Raw genomic sequence first — 16,219 nt, 5'->3', positions numbered from 1 at the left:
GCCTTTTCAATTAATCTTTGTTTTTGATCACGAAATCACGTGAACGGCGTGATTGTCCACCACCGTTACCATTACGACGATCACCGTTGTTTGATGAACGACGTCCATCACGATCGTTTGAGCGGCGTCCGCCACCGTTACCACCATTACGATTTCCACCGCGGTATCCACCACCATTACGGTTTCCACCACGATATCCACCACCGTTACCATTGCGACGACGGTTTCCACCACCGTTACCACCATTTCCGTAACGCTTACGTGGAAGTGGACGTTCGCGTGATAGTGAGAATGGTGTATCCATTTCGTTAATATCAGCGACAGATCCTAGCAATGCAGCTGCCAATGTTTGCGCATCATACTTTTCAACCAAAGCATTTACTTCATCTTCAGCCAAATCTGGATCAGCTTGCTTGATTAACTTTTCAACCTTATCACCAGCTTGTGAAAGACGACCAGCAACAGCTTCTTCCTTAGTAGCAGGCTTCAAAGTTTGCATACGCTTCTTAGTTAACTTTTCAATGTCCTTCAAGTAGTCCATCTCTGCATTTGTCACAAAGGTTACTGAAGTACCATTGTGTCCGGCACGACCAGTACGGCCGATACGGTGAACATATGATTCTGAATCTTGTGGAATATCAAAGTTATAAACGTAATCAACACCTGAAACGTCCAAACCACGGGCCGCAACATCAGTTGCAACCAAAATGTTAATTTCACCATTCTTGAATTGCTTCAAAACTTGTGAACGCTTTTGTTGGGTTAAGTCACCGTGAATTCCGGCAGCATTGTAACCACGCAACTCAAGTCCACGCGTTAATTCATCAACACGACGCTTTGTACGTCCAAACATGATGGCCAATTGTGGGTTTTGTACGTCCAAAATACGTGTAAGGGTATCAAACTTTTCGTTTTCACGAACCTTTACGTAGTATTGGTCAACTAAATCAGTTGTCAATTCCTTAGCTTCAATTTGTACGTGAACTGGATCCTTCATGAATTGGACCCCAATACGCTTAATCGCAGCTGGCATTGTTGCTGAGAATAGCAATGTTTGACGCTTGTCTGGCACTGCCTTTAGGATTGATTCAATATCATCCAAGAATCCCATGTTCAACATTTCGTCAGCTTCATCCAAAACAAGTGTTTGGACATGTGACAAATCTACTGTTCCACGGTTGATGTGGTCAAGTAGACGTCCTGGTGTTCCAACAACAACTTGTGCACCATGCTTCAAACCGTTGATTTGACGGCGAATATCAGCACCACCAAAGACAGCTTGCACACGTACATGCTTGTCGCGTCCTAATTTGAAAATTTCGTCTTGGGTTTGAATCGCCAACTCACGAGTTGGTGAAACAACAAGTGCTTGAGGCTTTGAGATATTCTCATCAAGCATTTGTAAAATTGGCAAACCAAATGCTGCGGTTTTACCAGTTCCTGTTTGAGCTTGTCCAATCACGTCTTTTCCATCTAAAATCAATGGAATTGTCTTTTCTTGGATTGGTGTAGCTTCTTCGTAGCCTTGCTTTGTAATGGCTGTTAAGAGGTCTTCTGATAGACCTAATTCTGCAAACTTCAAAATATATCCTCCAGGATGATAGTCTCTATCATCATCTTTTTGTCTCGTAGCTAACTGATCAAGTATCATGCTAAACACAATCCGGTGTCCGTACTGCGCCGACCCTTGGCAGTTAACTGTTCTAAATGTAACTTGTCTATTCTATCTTGTTACCGCTAATTTATCAAGGGAATTCGCTTTTAAATTAAAAATAACCGGTAAACCAAACGGTTTATCGGTTATTTTGTATAAATTTAGAAGTCGTCTTCAATTTGAATATCAGCATTCAACATCGTCAATTTATGAATTAGTCGATCATAACCACGCAAAACGTGTTCAGCATTGGTCACTTCAGTCACACCATCAGCCATCAATCCAGCAATCACAAGTGAAGCACCTGCTCGAATTTCTTCCGCGGCAACTTCAGTTCCATGCAATTCATGACTAGGGTTGATTTCGATAATGCCTTCTTCCTCAGTCGAAATATCCATTCCAAGCTTATTAAGCTCAGGCACATGACGTGTACGCTCAGGATAAATCGTTTCATGAATAGCACTTGTTCCAGGAATTGTTCCCAAAAGCGGCGTGATTGGTTGTTGCAAATCAGTCGCAAAACTAGGATAAGGTGCCGTCTTAATTGTGATTGGCTTCAACTTATCTGATTTTGGTACATAAATACTGTCTTCACGCACATCTAACTCAACACCCATTTCAATCATCTTTGAAATAAATGCTTCTAAGTGTTCTGGAATAACATTCTTCACCAAAACGCCATCACCTTGAGCTGCTGCCAAAGACAAATAAGTTCCAGCTTCAATACGGTCTGGAATCGTAGTATGGGTTGTTTCAGAACCTAAGTGTTCAACACCTGTAATACGGATTGTATCCGTTCCAACGCCACGGATTTTAGCACCCATATTGTTCAAGAAAGTTGCCAAATCAATAATTTCAGGCTCTTTGGCTGCATTTTCAATCACAGTCACACCTTCAGCATGAACGGCCGCTAAAATAATGTTCATTGTTGCACCAACTGATACCATATCTAAGAAGATATGCGCACCCTTTAGCCCATTTTCAGCAACGATATGAATTGTATCATTAGCTTCCGTCACAGTTGCACCTAATGCTTCAAAACCTTTAATGTGTTGATCGATTGGGCGCGGTCCAATGTTATCACCACCTGGGAAAGTCACTGTTGCACGTCCAAAACGTCCTAACAATGAACCCATGAAGTAATACGAAGCACGTAAACTCTTAATGGCTGTTGATGGTAATTCTGCTTCAACGATTTGCGTTGGGTCAATCATTAACTGACCATCTTGGAAAGTTGATGAAACATTCATCGATTCCAAAATTAATTGCAAGTTATACACATCTAAAATGTCAGGCATTCCATCAAAGTGGACTGGATCTTCAGATAAAATGGCAGCTGGAATCAACGCCACTGTCGAATTTTTGGCACCACCAATTGTGACCTCACCGCTAAGGCGACGTCCACCATGAATGACTAATTTCTTCATAATATTTCTCCTTGACTAGAGTATCTCAGACCTCTACTAAAGTTTATTATCATTATTCCCCTGGCTTTGACTAACGCCAAAGCACGTTCACACCTGTATTAGGGTCGATACACATGCGTTTAATTAGTTACACTTCATAACTAAATTTTACTTATTATAGTTTACCGCATATGACCGCATAATTTACAGTCATTTTAAAATGCTTAAACTTCTCGTAAACAATCACGGATTTCTAAACTATGTATAGTAAAAAGTCGGCCTGATTAAAAGAGGTCGACTTTTTATCATTTCTTTATTATAACAATTGTTTCAAAACTATGTCAATTTTAGTTGTTTGCTTCGTGGCGCTTCAAAGCTGCACTGATAAATCCTTGGTAAAGTGGTTCCGCATGATTAGGTCGTGATTGGAATTCTGGATGTGCTTGATCAGCCATAAAGAAATCATTTTCAGGCAATTCAATAATTTCCATTAAGCTGCCATCAGGTGATACACCAGAAAAGACCATTCCAGCATCTTCGAATTCTTGACGGTACGTCGTGTTAAATTCATAACGATGACGATGACGTTGTTCAATTTCATCTTGACCATACAATTCGTGCGCCTTAGTTCCAGGCTTAAGCTCATTTGTATACAAGCCCAAACGTAATGTACCACCAACTTCAGTCACTTCTTGTTGATCATCCATCAAGGCAATCACAGGTGTGCTTGTTTCTGGGTCTAATTCAATTGAGTTAGCATCAGCATGCCCTAGGACATTCCGTGCAAATTCAACACTGGCCATTTGCATTCCCAAACATACACCTAAGAACGGTACATTGTTCTCACGGGCATATTTAATCGCAGCAATCTTACCTTCAGTTCCACGTTGACCAAAGCCACCTGGTACCATGACACCATCGGCATAACCCAAAAGTTCTTCAACATTTTCATCTGTGATTGTTTCTGAATTAATTGGTGTAATCTCAACTTCAGCATCCACTGCATAACCACCAGCACGCAAAGCTTCATTAACCGAAATATAAGCATCTTGCAAATCAGCATACTTACCCACCAAAGCAATTTTTACTTGCTTTGATAAGTGCTTAATGCCTTCAATCATGTCAATCCAACCAGTCATATCAGCCTTAGGTGCTTCTAATCCTAGTTTTTCCAAGACAACGTCATCCATACCTTGCGCTTGCATGTTCAATGCAACTTCATATAACACATCAACGTCAAGTGATTCAATCACAGCTGTTGATGGCACATCAGTAAAGAGCGCCAACTTATCACGCATATCATCCGTAATTGGTTGTTCTGTACGAACAACTAACATATCTGGTTGAATACCCAATGAACGCAATTCAGAAACTGAATGTTGCGTTGGCTTGGTCTTCATTTCTCCAGCAGCACGCAAGAATGGAATCAATGATGTGTGAATGTAAAAGACATTTTCAGCCCCTACTTGCGCCTTCATTTGACGCAAAGCTTCAATGAATGGCAATGATTCAATATCACCAACCGTTCCACCAACTTCAGTGATCACGATGTCTGCATCAGTAGTTTCACCAGCACGCATCATCTTTTCTTTCAACATATTTGTGATATGTGGAATGACTTGAACTGTGGCACCATCGTAGTCTCCACGACGTTCTTTAGCCAACACTTCTGAATAGATACGACCTGATGTAATGTTTGAATATTTGTTGAGATTGATGTCAATAAAACGTTCATAATGACCCAAGTCCAAATCAGTTTCAAGTCCATCATCGGTCACAAATGTTTCACCGTGTTGGTAAGGTGACATTGTTCCCGGATCAATATTGATATAAGGATCAAACTTTTGAACCGCAATCTTAAATCCACGATTCTTCAATAAGCGCCCCAATGAAGCTGCGACAATTCCCTTACCTAATGATGAAACCACACCACCAGTAACAAAAATATATTTCGTTGCCATAATACTATCCTCCAGGTCGTAAAAAATAAAAAACTCCCAATGCTAAATAGCCTTGGGAGCTGTCAATAGTCGTTCATTCAGTCTTGTATTTGAAATACAAGAGCCCGGAACTTAATAATACAGAATTAAACCAAAAGTGTCAATCTTAATTATTCAGTATCTCCTGAACCGTAATCATCATCAACGGGCTTAATCCCACCAATTTCATCACCGATTCCACTTGATACTTCATTAAGATCCTTTGCTTCTTCATCATCTGTATCTTCAGAATCATCATCTTCGGCGTCAGCATCTTCTGTTTCCGCGTTACCAAAGTCATCATCTTCAGGATCATCATCATTGTAGTCAATAACGTCATCGTCATCATCTACATCAGCCAAGAAGGCGTTAATCTTCTTACGCTTCTTCTTCTTAGGTTTATTCTCTTTTTCTTCTTCTAGATCCAAATGAACGGCTTCGTCAATTGAGTCAATTGGATACCATGAACGGAGTCCCCACATGTTATCACCCAAAGAAATAAATGAACCGTCAATGTTCAAATCCGCATAGAACTGAGCCAAACGGGCACGAATTTCTTCGTCCGCCTTGCCAGTAAACGTTTGAACCTCATTCAATAAATCAGAAAACGCCATGGTCTCATGACGGTCAGACAAAATCGCACGAGCAACTTCAATCATTGAGAGCTCAGCACGGTTTTGACCGTCAAATTGTGTTATTGCCAAATCACGCACGTCCTTTCGCATTTTTATTCGTTTTTAATCATACAATAGTTCAAAGCGAATGTATACCATCTATAAACTAGTCTAACTAATTAATTATCTAACACATACTTGTCGATTGCAACCCCAACACCGTGTTCATCTTGTGTGGTTGTCACAGCATCGGCAATTTCTTTCAATTCAGGAATTGCATTACCCATCGCAACCCCGAACCCAGCCGCTTCTAACATCGACATATCATTTTGTTGGTCCCCAATTGCCATCGTCTCTGACATATCAATGCCAAGATGATCCGCTAGCGCACGCAAACCATTCCCCTTACTAGCTTCCTTGTTCAAAATTTCCAAGAAATACTGGTCTGAGCGAACAATTGTATAATTATCAACAATTTCTTTTGGTAATTTTTGTTGAATTTCATCAATTTTAGCAACTTCAGCAATCAACATAACCTTCACATAGTTACCTTCGGCCGGCATGTCGGCAAGATCAAGCACATGAATAGGCATACTCATAAAGTAGCTTTCACGACTAGCCATCGGATTGATGACACGATTGGTTGTGTAAATATCTTCCAACATTTCGGCTTGTACCAAGACTTCTTCGCCCCAGTTTTCTTGACCAAAATGAGTCATGCTTTCATAAGCTGGGTAGCCAACTTCCTGTGATGCAATGACTTGACCAGATGTCGTCTCAACAACGCTTCCGTTATACGTAATGACATATTGGTCGTCTAAATCAGCTAAGCCCAGGGTCTTCAAATAAGCTTGAACTCCTTTGACAGGTCGACCAGTTGTTAGCACAATTTTTACACCAGCTTCAGTAGCTTTGTGCAGTGAGTCTTTCACTTGGTCGGTAATTTCCTTGCTGGTATTTACTAAAGTATCATCAATATCAATTGCGACGAGCTTAATCATATTGCCTCCTTGCGCCATTTCTTTTGGCTTGTTTCTATAGCTATTTTACACTATCAGTTGGTTTGGGTTCAATCAATTGCCCATTTTCAATATAACGTTGAAAATCAGCATAGATTGGTGCCATCACATCTTCAACTGGATGTTCTTGCAACATTTCACGTGGGAAGAATAAGCGCGCATCCCCAAATTCTCGCCCCATCAACGCTTCAACCAAAGTACTACGCTGTGATAATTCGACTAAATCACCATTTTGCTGACGTAATTCAATTTGTGTCCGTTGCTTAAAGGCTTCTGGATCAAAATCATCATAAGGCAAATCAAAACTATCATTTTCAGCTGTGTAATAGTTCGGATCATAGCCCACAGCCTCAACTAACGCGCGCATTTCTGGTAACAACCCTCGGGTTTGTTTTGAAATGGTCATCGACTTTAGTGGCACGCGATCCAAGAAGCGATGTGCTAAATCAGCCAACACACTGTCCTCATTCAGCCGCCATTCACTAATATTAGCTAGCAAAACGGCATCATCGACCATTAAGTACTCCTGCAGATTTACCTCACCTCTAAATAGCGGCTGTAAGAGCGGTGAAACAAAATTATTTTGCAAACCGTTTTCCTTATTTTGCTGATACAAATACATCACACGTTCCAGCAAATGCTGTAATAACACTTCCATCGCACGTGAAACGGGGTGAAAATAAACCTGAACATACATTTGGTAACGTGACACCACATAATCTTCGATTGCATACATCCCTTTATCATCAAAAGCAATGCCACCTTCATATGGATGGATCATTTGAATAATACGTGCTAAATCAAAATGACCGTATGAAGCACCTGTAAAATAGGCATCCCGCAGTAAATAATCCATCCGATCTGCATCGATTTGACTGGAAATTAATTGGACAACTTGCGGATTAGGATAAGTTTTCGCGATGACTTGCGCGACCTTTTCTGGAAAATCAGGTGCCACCTGCTCCAATACCGCATGAATTTGTGTATCTGGTGATAGAATAATTTTTTGCGTGTAGGACTCATGGTCGGTCTTAAAAATATGTTCGAAAGTATGTGAATAAGCACCATGCCCTAAATCATGTAAAAGGGCTGCTGCCAACAATACAAGCCGTTCTTCTTTATCCCACAAACCGTCACCAGCTGTTTGACTTGGATAAAAGAGTGATAAATGCATTTCAATCCGACGCGCAATTTCATACACGCCCAACGAATGTGCAAAACGTGAATGTTCTGCACCATGAAAAACCTCACTCGTCACGCCTAGTTGTTTAATGCGTCGTAACCGCTGAAACTCCGGAGTGCCAATTAAATCCAAAATAACTTGATCATAGACATGGATTTCATTTAACACCGGGTCTCGCAAAATTTTTTCTTTAATCATATCAACACTCCAAAATTGCAGTTTCCCCTTATTATACCCCAGAAAACTTGTATAATAGGTGTAAACCTAAAAATTGGAGCAAAAATTGTCTCATGCCTAACAATCTCGAAAATATTGACATTAATTTGACGCTTCGTAGTGAAATCAAATGCCTTGATGAATTTGAAAGCTACGATTTAAATGAACCAGCCACCCTGACCATCACAGATAATGGCGATTATATTCGGTACATCGAACACGCACCGGAAAACGCGCAAATGCCTGATGCAAAAGCCAAAGTCATGCTTAAACTCCAAGCTGATGGTACAGTCAAAATGCGACGTACTGGGATTTTAAATACCCAATTACATTTTGACCTTGGCCACGAAACAACAACCAACTACCGCACACCCGCGGGTAATATTGTTTTAACGGTTAAAACAACCACTTTGAAAATTCAGCAAAATACTGATAAAACGGTCGGCGATGTCTTAATTGGTTATGACTTAATTGAAAATGATAGCGAACTTGGTCACTATCAAATTGCCGTTAATTATCAAAAAGCTTAAATGCAAAAAGAAAAGCGTGCTCACAAGATTAATCATCTTGCGAACACGCTTTTTTTCATAAAAAAACCACTACTGTAAGAGGGGGAAATACAGTAGTGGCGACGTCAGTTATGAAATAACTTTCATCTATATCGGTATCATACAATGGGGGGCTGTATGATACCCCTTATTACTATGGGGAGTAATGAGACCCACTGCGAACAGCAGGTAAAACAAGTATACCTTGAACTTTCAGTAATATCATTACAAAAAAATTACATTTTATAGATGTTCCCATAAATTTGTAAAATCAATGCATTTAAATCGTTTTACTCACCTTCAGTTAAATGAACGGTGGTTGTTGCTTCTTTTCCATCACGATAATAAGTGACGTCAACCTTATCACCAACCTGTTGTTGATAGAGCGCTTCACGCAAAGAGCTGGTATCTTTCACATCTGTTTTACCTAACTTGGTAATCACATCATATTGCTTAATACCGGCTGCTTTAGCGGCTGAACCATTCGCAACCTTCATCACGACAACACCACTGGCGTTATTTGGCAATTTCAACTTATCTTGTTGATCACTTGATGAAATCGCGCTCAAATCCACCAAACTTACACCAAGACTTGGACGCTTAACATGACCCTTTGATTCTAGCTCAGAAATAATCTTAGTCACGGTATTAGCAGGAATGGCAAAGCCCATTCCTTCAACAGCAGTACCATCACTTGAACCCGCCAACTTCATTGAATTGATTCCAACAACTTGACCAGCCAGGTTAACTAGTGGTCCACCAGAATTTCCAGGGTTAATGGCCGCATCAGTTTGGATAACCGTCGCTTTACCAAGTGATTGTCCCTTTTCATTTTGTGCATCAATCTCTCGCTGCGGTGCAGAAATAATTCCTTCCGTAACTGAAGTTGCATATTCAGAACCCAAAGGAGAGCCGATTGCTAAGGCACTTTCACCCGGTTGCAGCTTAGATGAATCAGCAAAACTGGCAACATCTTTTACATGTTTTGCATCAATCTTTAGCACAGCCAAATCAGTCATTTCATCAGTACCAACGAGTGAAGCTTTTACTTTAGTGCCATCACTCATTAAAATTTGTAGTTCCTTAGCGTCAGAAACCACGTGATTATTTGTCACGATATAGGCATCATTACCTGATTTTTTGTAGATAACCCCTGAACCTTCAGATGCAGTTGCTGATTTCGAATCAGAATCATCATCAGAATCACTAAACAAACGGCTATTTGATAAGGTATTTGTGTCTTGAATATTAATCACAGAAACAACAGCACCTGAAACTTTATTAAAAGCTTGTGTGGCCGTTGCTTCACCCTTCACTTTAGAATCTTCAACTTTAACATCACCACGTTTAGACGATGATTGGATTGTTGGTTGATTATTCGCCAAGTAAGTCACCGTACCAGCTGAAATTCCACCACCAACTAATCCAGCGACTAATCCAACCATCAGTACTTTTTTACCATTGTTTGAACTTCGTTTCTGAGACATCGCGATTCTCCTTTATATTTTTCATATTGACAGCATAGCAAATCATCCTATAAAAAACTTAAATTCCTTGCAAACGGGTTGGTTCACTTGCACTCGTATCATGCAAGAAAAAGTCATGGTCAACCCCTAAATCTTTACGCGTCAAAACATCACTCACTGTTAAATGTGCCAATGTTTTCTCATTGTTCTCAGGACTTAAATGGCCCAGAAACACTTGTTTTGTTTGATTTCCCAACACATCTGCAAGTGCCAAAGCACCATCCTCATTAGACAAATGCCCTTTGTCTCCTAGAATACGTTGTTTAAGGGGCCAGGCATAACTTCCCATTCGCAACATTTCATAATCATGATTTGCTTCCATCAAAATGGTATTCGCGTTTTTTAACATGCTGCGACTGCGGTCATTCATGTAACCCGTATCCGTTAACATTGCAAATGTTTTATTATCATGATGAAATGCATAAAATTGCGGGTCCGCTGCATCGTGCGATACGCTAAAGCTTTCCACATCCAAATCGCCCATTAGCTTCGTTTGATTCGGTTCAAAGACATGAACTTGCTCAGGATTCACCTTACCGATTTTTGGTGCCATCGCGACCCATGTTTGCTCATTCGCATAGACATCTAATCCATATTTACGAGCTAATACACCCACACCCGCAATATGATCTGCATGTTCATGTGTTACAAAAATAGCATCAACATCATTTAACGATCGATCAATTTGCGCCATTCGATCTGCTATCTTCTTTCCTGATAAACCTGCATCTACGAGAATTTTGTGTTCTGGCGTTTCTAAATAAGTCACATTTCCCGAACTACTTGACGCGAGCATCGAAACTTTAAAATCACTTGCCATGTTATCTCTTTTCTCTATCTTGCCAATGTTCCATTTAAGGCATTAATCCGGACAATTGTCACATCATTGGCGCTATCTTTCACCACAAAAGACCAAATTGGAATGAAAATCACGTCACCTCGAACAACCGTCAATGTTGAATAGCTTAACCGACTTGCTTGCACAATACTATTGTTTGGAATTTCATTATATTGATAGGCGTTGATTAAAGCATCCTCTTCCGTAATTAATGCCGAAATACTTCGCAAACTTTCTACATTTGAAATATGATTTTGCGTATAATTCTTCAAATTGAAGCCTTCATCCAAATTAAACTGAATTCGGCCACGTTGCGATGTAAAAACACGCTGGTTATTTGCAGATTCAGCAATTTGACTGAAAATAATCGTATAACCATCAGCATTTTTGGTAACAGCCTCTTGGCCAAAATTGGTCAAGAAATCATCATATCGATATTCTCTACCATCAATCACTTGTGACGAATCCTTAATCATTTTTTCAAGGTTCTCTACCGCTTCTTTTTGATTATTTCCCAGATGCATTTGCTGCTTAGGCGTCGCAACGATAGAGTTTTCTGACTCAGTTGTCCGCCAATCATTGGATAATTGTTTCCGTTTGTCCTTTAACTGACTGTCTTGGTCACCAGCCACATAGGCACCTGAAATCGGTTGATTCTTCAATTGGCCGTAATTAATACCGTCCATTTGCATTTCTTTTTTAACACTCTGAGTTGACCCAGGATCACTTAACGGTTGGTTCACATTTACCCATTGATAAATCAACACCGCATCTAAAATCAAAAACGTATATAGAAAGGCCCATAAAATTCTCTTTAAATTCATTCTATATCACCTGCCTGACTAACCGTAAAATCATCATTCACTGGGTGCCACTCATCCTTAATTTTAGCAAACCACTTTGGCACTAAGGTTATAAACTCAGAATCACCCGAATCAACCCATTCATAACCAACCCGCAAATCTTGGACATCACCTAAGTCTTGACTCGCTATATTTTGTCGGACTGTTTTTTCATCAGGTAATGTAACTTCACTATCTTTATGCTTTGGTAACGGCACCTGTAACACATATTTTGAAAAATCAATTTTAACTTGATCATCGGCCTTAAAATTGATTTGCACCAGTCCCGATTGATCAACATTAAAGATTGGTAATCCATCTGAATAGTATCGATATTGCACTTGATTACCATTCTTACTTTGTTCAAAGTAATACAAGTTTTCAGGTAAATTCGTACGTGATGACAGCCAATGATACCCAGCATTAAATCGATCCGACAATGTATCGTCATTTCGATTATCATCATAAGCTTCCAATGTCATACGACCAGTTTTATTATTTGCAATCAACTGCCGGGACGACGTATCGCTATAAATCGTCTCATCCCCGCGTGTCACCGCTTTAGGTGCATCTCCGGTTTGCGTAAAGACATTTTTAGAAATGTCAGTCACTTTATTTTCATCTAGCAAATAGTTTCGTTCCGGTAGTGTGATGCTTTCTTCCAACTCCAATTGCACTTGATCATTTTTCCAGAAGACCTTTGCTTTAACACGATGTTGGCCCCAGTCAACATTTAAAGGCTTGGCCCCATCCGATAACGTTGCTTCATAGAATTGATGATTTTTATCATCACCAAAGAAGACACTACCTTTTCCATTTAAGGGCACCATAATCCGATCAATGTGATTTGAACTTTTTAGCCCAATATCACTTTTAAAATCATGACTCACAATATCACCCGTGACCGTGTCTGGGTAAAACAAAACAGCATAATCATTCCGTTTCAATTGCTCAAGGTAGTCTGACTTCGAGTAACGCTTACGACGTGCTTTATATAAAGGCCAATCATAAATTTTTTCAGTCACTTCATTCGTAGACCCATGATAATCAACCGCCACTTTCTGTTCATTATTTTGATTGATAATGATGCGGTCAGTATCATATACCGCTTGAATCGGCTTGCTGGCAACAATTTTTTTGGCTGCTTCTTGTTTATTACGACGTTCGGTTAGGTTACCCGGATTGCTGACACTATACCAGAGACTAAAAGATAGGGCGATACTAATGACAATCAATAAAGTTACAACTAAACCTAATCCATACCGACTAACGAAAAGTTTGCATTTAAACCATTGCTTTCTAATCATTCCAGTCATCCTCATCTTCTAATTCATAAGGTTCATATGGTAAGGCAATATAGAAGGTTGAGCCTTTGCCTTCGATAGATTCAACCCAAATACGGCCACCAAAACGTTCCACAATTTCCTTTGAAATGGCCAAACCAAGTCCAGTTCCACCCTGGGCACGTGAACGCGCCTTATCAACTCGGAAGAATCGATCAAACACATGATCCACATCCTTGGCCGGTATTCCTAGACCTTGGTCGGTAATACTCAAAATAACCTCTTTTTGTTTATCAACCAAACGCGTTGTAATGACACCGCCATCCGGTGAATACTTAATCGCGTTATTCATCAAGTTATCAATAACTTGCGTAAACTTTGATGGATCTAATTCAACCCAAATGCCACTTTTCGGAATTTCACGATGGATACTGTATGTTTTTTCGGGTGCGTCATCATTCGCAATAATCATATCAAAACGATTCAAAATATAATTGAACAATTCAGATATGTTCACAAATTCATTATCGACAGCCATTGTTCCCGAGTCCATACGTGATAATTCAAGCAAGTCATTAATCATCCGAATCATACGTGATGTTTCATCTTGAAGCACGCCCAAGAAATTACGAGCCAATTCTGGATCATCAATAGCACCATCTTGCAAAGCATCCACATACGAATTAACAGAAGTTAATGGTGTTCGTAATTCATGCGAGACGTTTGAAACGAATTGTCGACGTTCTTCATCGACACGGTATTGTTCTGTTACGTCATGCAAAACAATAACAATTCCAGACACAAAGCCTGATGAACGTTGAATCAAACTAAAGTAGGCTTGCAAATACATATCACGCCCATTCGTACTGAAATCTAAGAATAATTCTTGTGAGCCTTCCAATAGATCACGCAAAGTTTGATTTTCTTCAATATGCAAGACATCCAAAATAGACTCACCAATTGCACTATTACCATCTTTCAAGTTCAAGTCATGGACAGCTGTAGTGTTAATCATATTAATATTTCCACGACGATCAGTCGCAATGACACCATCTGTCATATATTCAAGCACTGAATCCAACCGTCGACGTTCAAAGTCAATTGAATTAGTCGTTTCTTCAATTCGTAACGCCAGTATATTAACGTTTTCAGCTAATTGGCCAATTTCATCATTCGAACGAACCTGAATTTCTCCAGTATAATCCCCTTGTGCAATACGCAAAGTTCGATCATTAATTTCCGTAATCGGTTGCGCCAAACTTTGAGAAATAATAATGGACATAATCACACCCAACAACACTGCCAAAAATGCAGCAGAGAAGAAAATAAGTGCAATATTATTTAAACTCTTATAGGTCGGTTCTAAATTCGCACGCACAACCACCACACCAACAATCCGGTTATCCGTTGATTGTGCATTGACCAATGGTTTTACCACCACTTGATAACGTTTGTCATTTGATTCTTCAATTGGGCTCTTATTATATTTATTTCCCGATAGCGCAGCTTTAATATTTGAATCAGTCGTTTTACGATTAATCGTTTCCTGAGCATTTACATCACTCGTTCCACGAATCACACCATTTGCATCAACCACCGATATCTCACTAATTGTCGGATTATTAATTGAATTTAATGTTTTATAAATCTCTTCATTGATTTTGTCATAATCATCAGACTTCACCAATTCTGCAGTCAGTGTATCAGTTGCGTATGGTTTCAAAGCAATTTGTGACTTAACCGTATCCAAACTTTGCCGTTCTAACTGCTTCACAAAAAAAGCCCCAACAACTTCCAAAGTAACTAACAAAGTCAGTGTGAAAACTAGCGCCACTTTAAAATGAATTGATGAGAAAAAACTACGCCAATTGTACTTCCTTTTATGTCTCATTCATCCGTACTTCTTCCTTTTTTGGCATAAAATAAGCGAGCACCTTGTCTATCATACAAAGCACTCGCTACTCATTATCTAATCATTATGATTGTGCTTCATCAGCTGGTTTTAAATAATACCCCACGCCGCGACGCGTCATCAAAATTTGTGGATGACTTGGCGTTTCTTCGATTTTTTCACGAATACGACGAACCGTAACGTCAACCGTACGCACATCACCAAAATAATCATAACCCCATACTGTTTGTAATAAATCATCACGAGTCATCACTTGTCCAATATGTTTTGCCAAATGATGTAATAATTCAAATTCACGATGTGTTAATTCAATATCATTACCATCTTTGGAAACCATATAAGCATCCGGATGAATCACTAATGGTCCGATTTTAATGTCACCACTTTCATCTTCAGCGACATTTGGTGTCGTTGGTGTTTGGCGACGCAAATTAGCCTTCACGCGCGCTAATAATTCTCGATTTGAAAATGGCTTTGTCACATAGTCGTCCGCACCCATCTCTAATCCTAACACTTTATCAATTTCTGAATCTTTAGCCGTCACCATGATCACTGGTGTTTGTGACTTAGTACGAATTTGGCGGAGAACTTCTGTCCCTTCAATTTCAGGCAACATTTGATCTAGCAACACTAAATCTGGATTCTCTTCATCAAACAAATCAATTGCTTCTTGCCCATCCATGGCCGTCACAACATCATAGCCTTCTTTCGTCAAATTAAATTTGATAATATCTGAAATTGGCTTTTCATCATCTACTACTAATACTTTAGTCATTTTACTTCCCCCTTTATGGGTTTTTCATTCTTTAATATTATAACACGCCGAACACCGAGTGGTTTCTTGTTTTCATTCTACCAAACCCAACGCCTTTTGACTATATTGTCGTATAAACCTCGTAATATAACCCATCAGAACAGCCTCATTTTCAAGTATCCATTTTTTTGAAAAAAAAGCTTGCACTGTTTTTATAATGGTGGTATATTTATATCTGTTGTTGAGATAGCAACAAACCTAATGGACAGATAGCTCAGTTGGTAGAGCAACGGACTCTTAATCCGTGGGTCCAGGGTTCGAGCCCCTGTCTGTCCACTTCTTATAACCTGACTTTTACGAGTCAGGTTTTTTTGTATACTTTTTTCAAAAAAAAGCTTGCACACATTCAAAATAGATGGTATATTTATATCTGTTGTTGAGTTAA

13 protein-coding genes and 1 tRNA gene are annotated in these 16,219 nt (G+C 39.6%); 2 read left to right on the top strand and 12 right to left on the bottom strand.

What is annotated here, in order from left to right; all coding sequences use genetic code 11:
* Positions 1 to 10: 10 nt before the first annotated feature.
* The 6 genes from cshA to IV67_RS02825 form a co-directional block, all read right to left on the bottom strand.
* Complete coding sequence (gene cshA / locus IV67_RS02850) at positions 11 to 1,582, bottom strand: degradosome RNA helicase CshA (RefSeq protein ID WP_057786917.1); 1,572 nt, start codon at positions 1,580 to 1,582, stop codon at positions 11 to 13.
* Between the two features lie 233 nt (positions 1,583 to 1,815).
* Positions 1,816 to 3,081 (bottom strand): UDP-N-acetylglucosamine 1-carboxyvinyltransferase, encoded by a 1,266-nt coding sequence (locus tag IV67_RS02845; RefSeq protein ID WP_057786915.1) that lies wholly within the window; start codon positions 3,079 to 3,081, stop codon positions 1,816 to 1,818.
* A 326-nt stretch (positions 3,082 to 3,407) separates the two neighbouring features.
* On the bottom strand, positions 3,408 to 5,021 hold the full coding sequence (locus IV67_RS02840) for a CTP synthase (protein ID WP_057786913.1): 1,614 nt from the start codon (positions 5,019 to 5,021) through the stop codon (positions 3,408 to 3,410).
* Positions 5,022 to 5,170: 149 nt separating this feature from the next.
* Complete coding sequence (gene rpoE / locus IV67_RS02835) at positions 5,171 to 5,743, bottom strand: DNA-directed RNA polymerase subunit delta (RefSeq protein ID WP_057787034.1); 573 nt, start codon at positions 5,741 to 5,743, stop codon at positions 5,171 to 5,173.
* 89 nt (positions 5,744 to 5,832) lie between these two features.
* Complete coding sequence (locus tag IV67_RS02830) at positions 5,833 to 6,654, bottom strand: Cof-type HAD-IIB family hydrolase (protein WP_057786911.1); 822 nt, start codon at positions 6,652 to 6,654, stop codon at positions 5,833 to 5,835.
* A 40-nt stretch (positions 6,655 to 6,694) separates the two neighbouring features.
* Positions 6,695 to 8,053: an HD domain-containing protein gene (locus IV67_RS02825; protein ID WP_057786909.1), complete on the bottom strand. Its 1,359-nt coding sequence runs from the start codon at positions 8,051 to 8,053 to the stop codon at positions 6,695 to 6,697.
* Between the two features lie 92 nt (positions 8,054 to 8,145).
* Here IV67_RS02825 and IV67_RS02820 point away from each other — a divergent pair, with 92 nt between their 5' ends.
* A complete protein-coding gene (locus tag IV67_RS02820; RefSeq protein WP_057786904.1) occupies positions 8,146 to 8,601 on the top strand; it encodes a YwiB family protein in 456 nt (151 codons plus the stop codon).
* A gap of 308 nt (positions 8,602 to 8,909) precedes the next feature.
* Here the strand turns inward: IV67_RS02820 and IV67_RS02815 are convergent, their stop codons facing one another.
* The 6 genes from IV67_RS02815 to yycF form a co-directional block, all read right to left on the bottom strand.
* Entirely contained in the window at positions 8,910 to 10,106 is a 1,197-nt protein-coding gene (locus IV67_RS02815; RefSeq protein WP_057786902.1) for a S1C family serine protease, read from the bottom strand.
* Positions 10,107 to 10,164: 58 nt separating this feature from the next.
* On the bottom strand, positions 10,165 to 10,965 hold the full coding sequence (locus IV67_RS02810) for an MBL fold metallo-hydrolase (RefSeq protein WP_057786900.1): 801 nt from the start codon (positions 10,963 to 10,965) through the stop codon (positions 10,165 to 10,167).
* A 14-nt stretch (positions 10,966 to 10,979) separates the two neighbouring features.
* A complete protein-coding gene (yycI, locus tag IV67_RS02805) occupies positions 10,980 to 11,807 on the bottom strand; it encodes a two-component system regulatory protein YycI (RefSeq protein WP_057786898.1) in 828 nt (275 codons plus the stop codon).
* Positions 11,804 to 13,132: a two-component system activity regulator YycH gene (yycH, locus tag IV67_RS02800; RefSeq protein WP_057786896.1), complete on the bottom strand. Its 1,329-nt coding sequence runs from the start codon at positions 13,130 to 13,132 to the stop codon at positions 11,804 to 11,806. Before yycH ends, yycI begins: the two co-directional genes overlap by 4 nt.
* The gene (gene walK / locus IV67_RS02795; RefSeq protein ID WP_057786895.1) at positions 13,125 to 14,999 is read right to left on the bottom strand and encodes a cell wall metabolism sensor histidine kinase WalK; all 1,875 of its coding nucleotides are present in this window, start codon (positions 14,997 to 14,999) and stop codon (positions 13,125 to 13,127) included. The genes yycH and walK overlap by 8 nt, the downstream gene beginning before the upstream one ends.
* Before the next feature lie 85 nt (positions 15,000 to 15,084).
* Positions 15,085 to 15,795, bottom strand: a complete 711-nt coding sequence (gene yycF, locus IV67_RS02790; protein WP_057786893.1) for a response regulator YycF — start codon at positions 15,793 to 15,795, stop codon at positions 15,085 to 15,087.
* A 242-nt stretch (positions 15,796 to 16,037) separates the two neighbouring features.
* On the opposite strand from yycF, the gene IV67_RS02785 reads away from it, so the two are divergent.
* Positions 16,038 to 16,110: transfer RNA gene (locus IV67_RS02785), tRNA-Lys, on the top strand.
* Positions 16,111 to 16,219: the final 109 nt, after the last annotated feature.

The sequence above is a fragment of the Weissella minor genome (genome assembly GCF_001437425.1).
GTDB lineage: Bacteria > Bacillota > Bacilli > Lactobacillales > Lactobacillaceae > Weissella > Weissella minor.
The sequence above is the reverse complement of the archived record's forward strand: the minus strand, read 5'-3'. Positions and strand labels throughout refer to the sequence as shown.

Coding starts and splice junctions, on each gene's coding strand:
- IV67_RS02845 (WP_057786915.1), bottom strand. CDS start 3,081: ATGAAGAAATTAGTCATTCATGGTGGACGTCGCCTTAGCGGTGAGGTC.
- IV67_RS02840 (WP_057786913.1), bottom strand. CDS start 5,021: ATGGCAACGAAATATATTTTTGTTACTGGTGGTGTGGTTTCATCATTA.
- IV67_RS02830 (WP_057786911.1), bottom strand. CDS start 6,654: ATGATTAAGCTCGTCGCAATTGATATTGATGATACTTTAGTAAATACC.
- IV67_RS02825 (WP_057786909.1), bottom strand. CDS start 8,053: ATGATTAAAGAAAAAATTTTGCGAGACCCGGTGTTAAATGAAATCCAT.
- IV67_RS02820 (WP_057786904.1), top strand. CDS start 8,146: ATGCCTAACAATCTCGAAAATATTGACATTAATTTGACGCTTCGTAGT.
- IV67_RS02815 (WP_057786902.1), bottom strand. CDS start 10,106: ATGTCTCAGAAACGAAGTTCAAACAATGGTAAAAAAGTACTGATGGTT.
- IV67_RS02810 (WP_057786900.1), bottom strand. CDS start 10,965: ATGGCAAGTGATTTTAAAGTTTCGATGCTCGCGTCAAGTAGTTCGGGA.
- yycI (WP_057786898.1), bottom strand. CDS start 11,807: ATGAATTTAAAGAGAATTTTATGGGCCTTTCTATATACGTTTTTGATT.
- yycH (WP_057786896.1), bottom strand. CDS start 13,132: ATGATTAGAAAGCAATGGTTTAAATGCAAACTTTTCGTTAGTCGGTAT.
- walK (WP_057786895.1), bottom strand. CDS start 14,999: ATGAGACATAAAAGGAAGTACAATTGGCGTAGTTTTTTCTCATCAATT.
- yycF (WP_057786893.1), bottom strand. CDS start 15,795: ATGACTAAAGTATTAGTAGTAGATGATGAAAAGCCAATTTCAGATATT.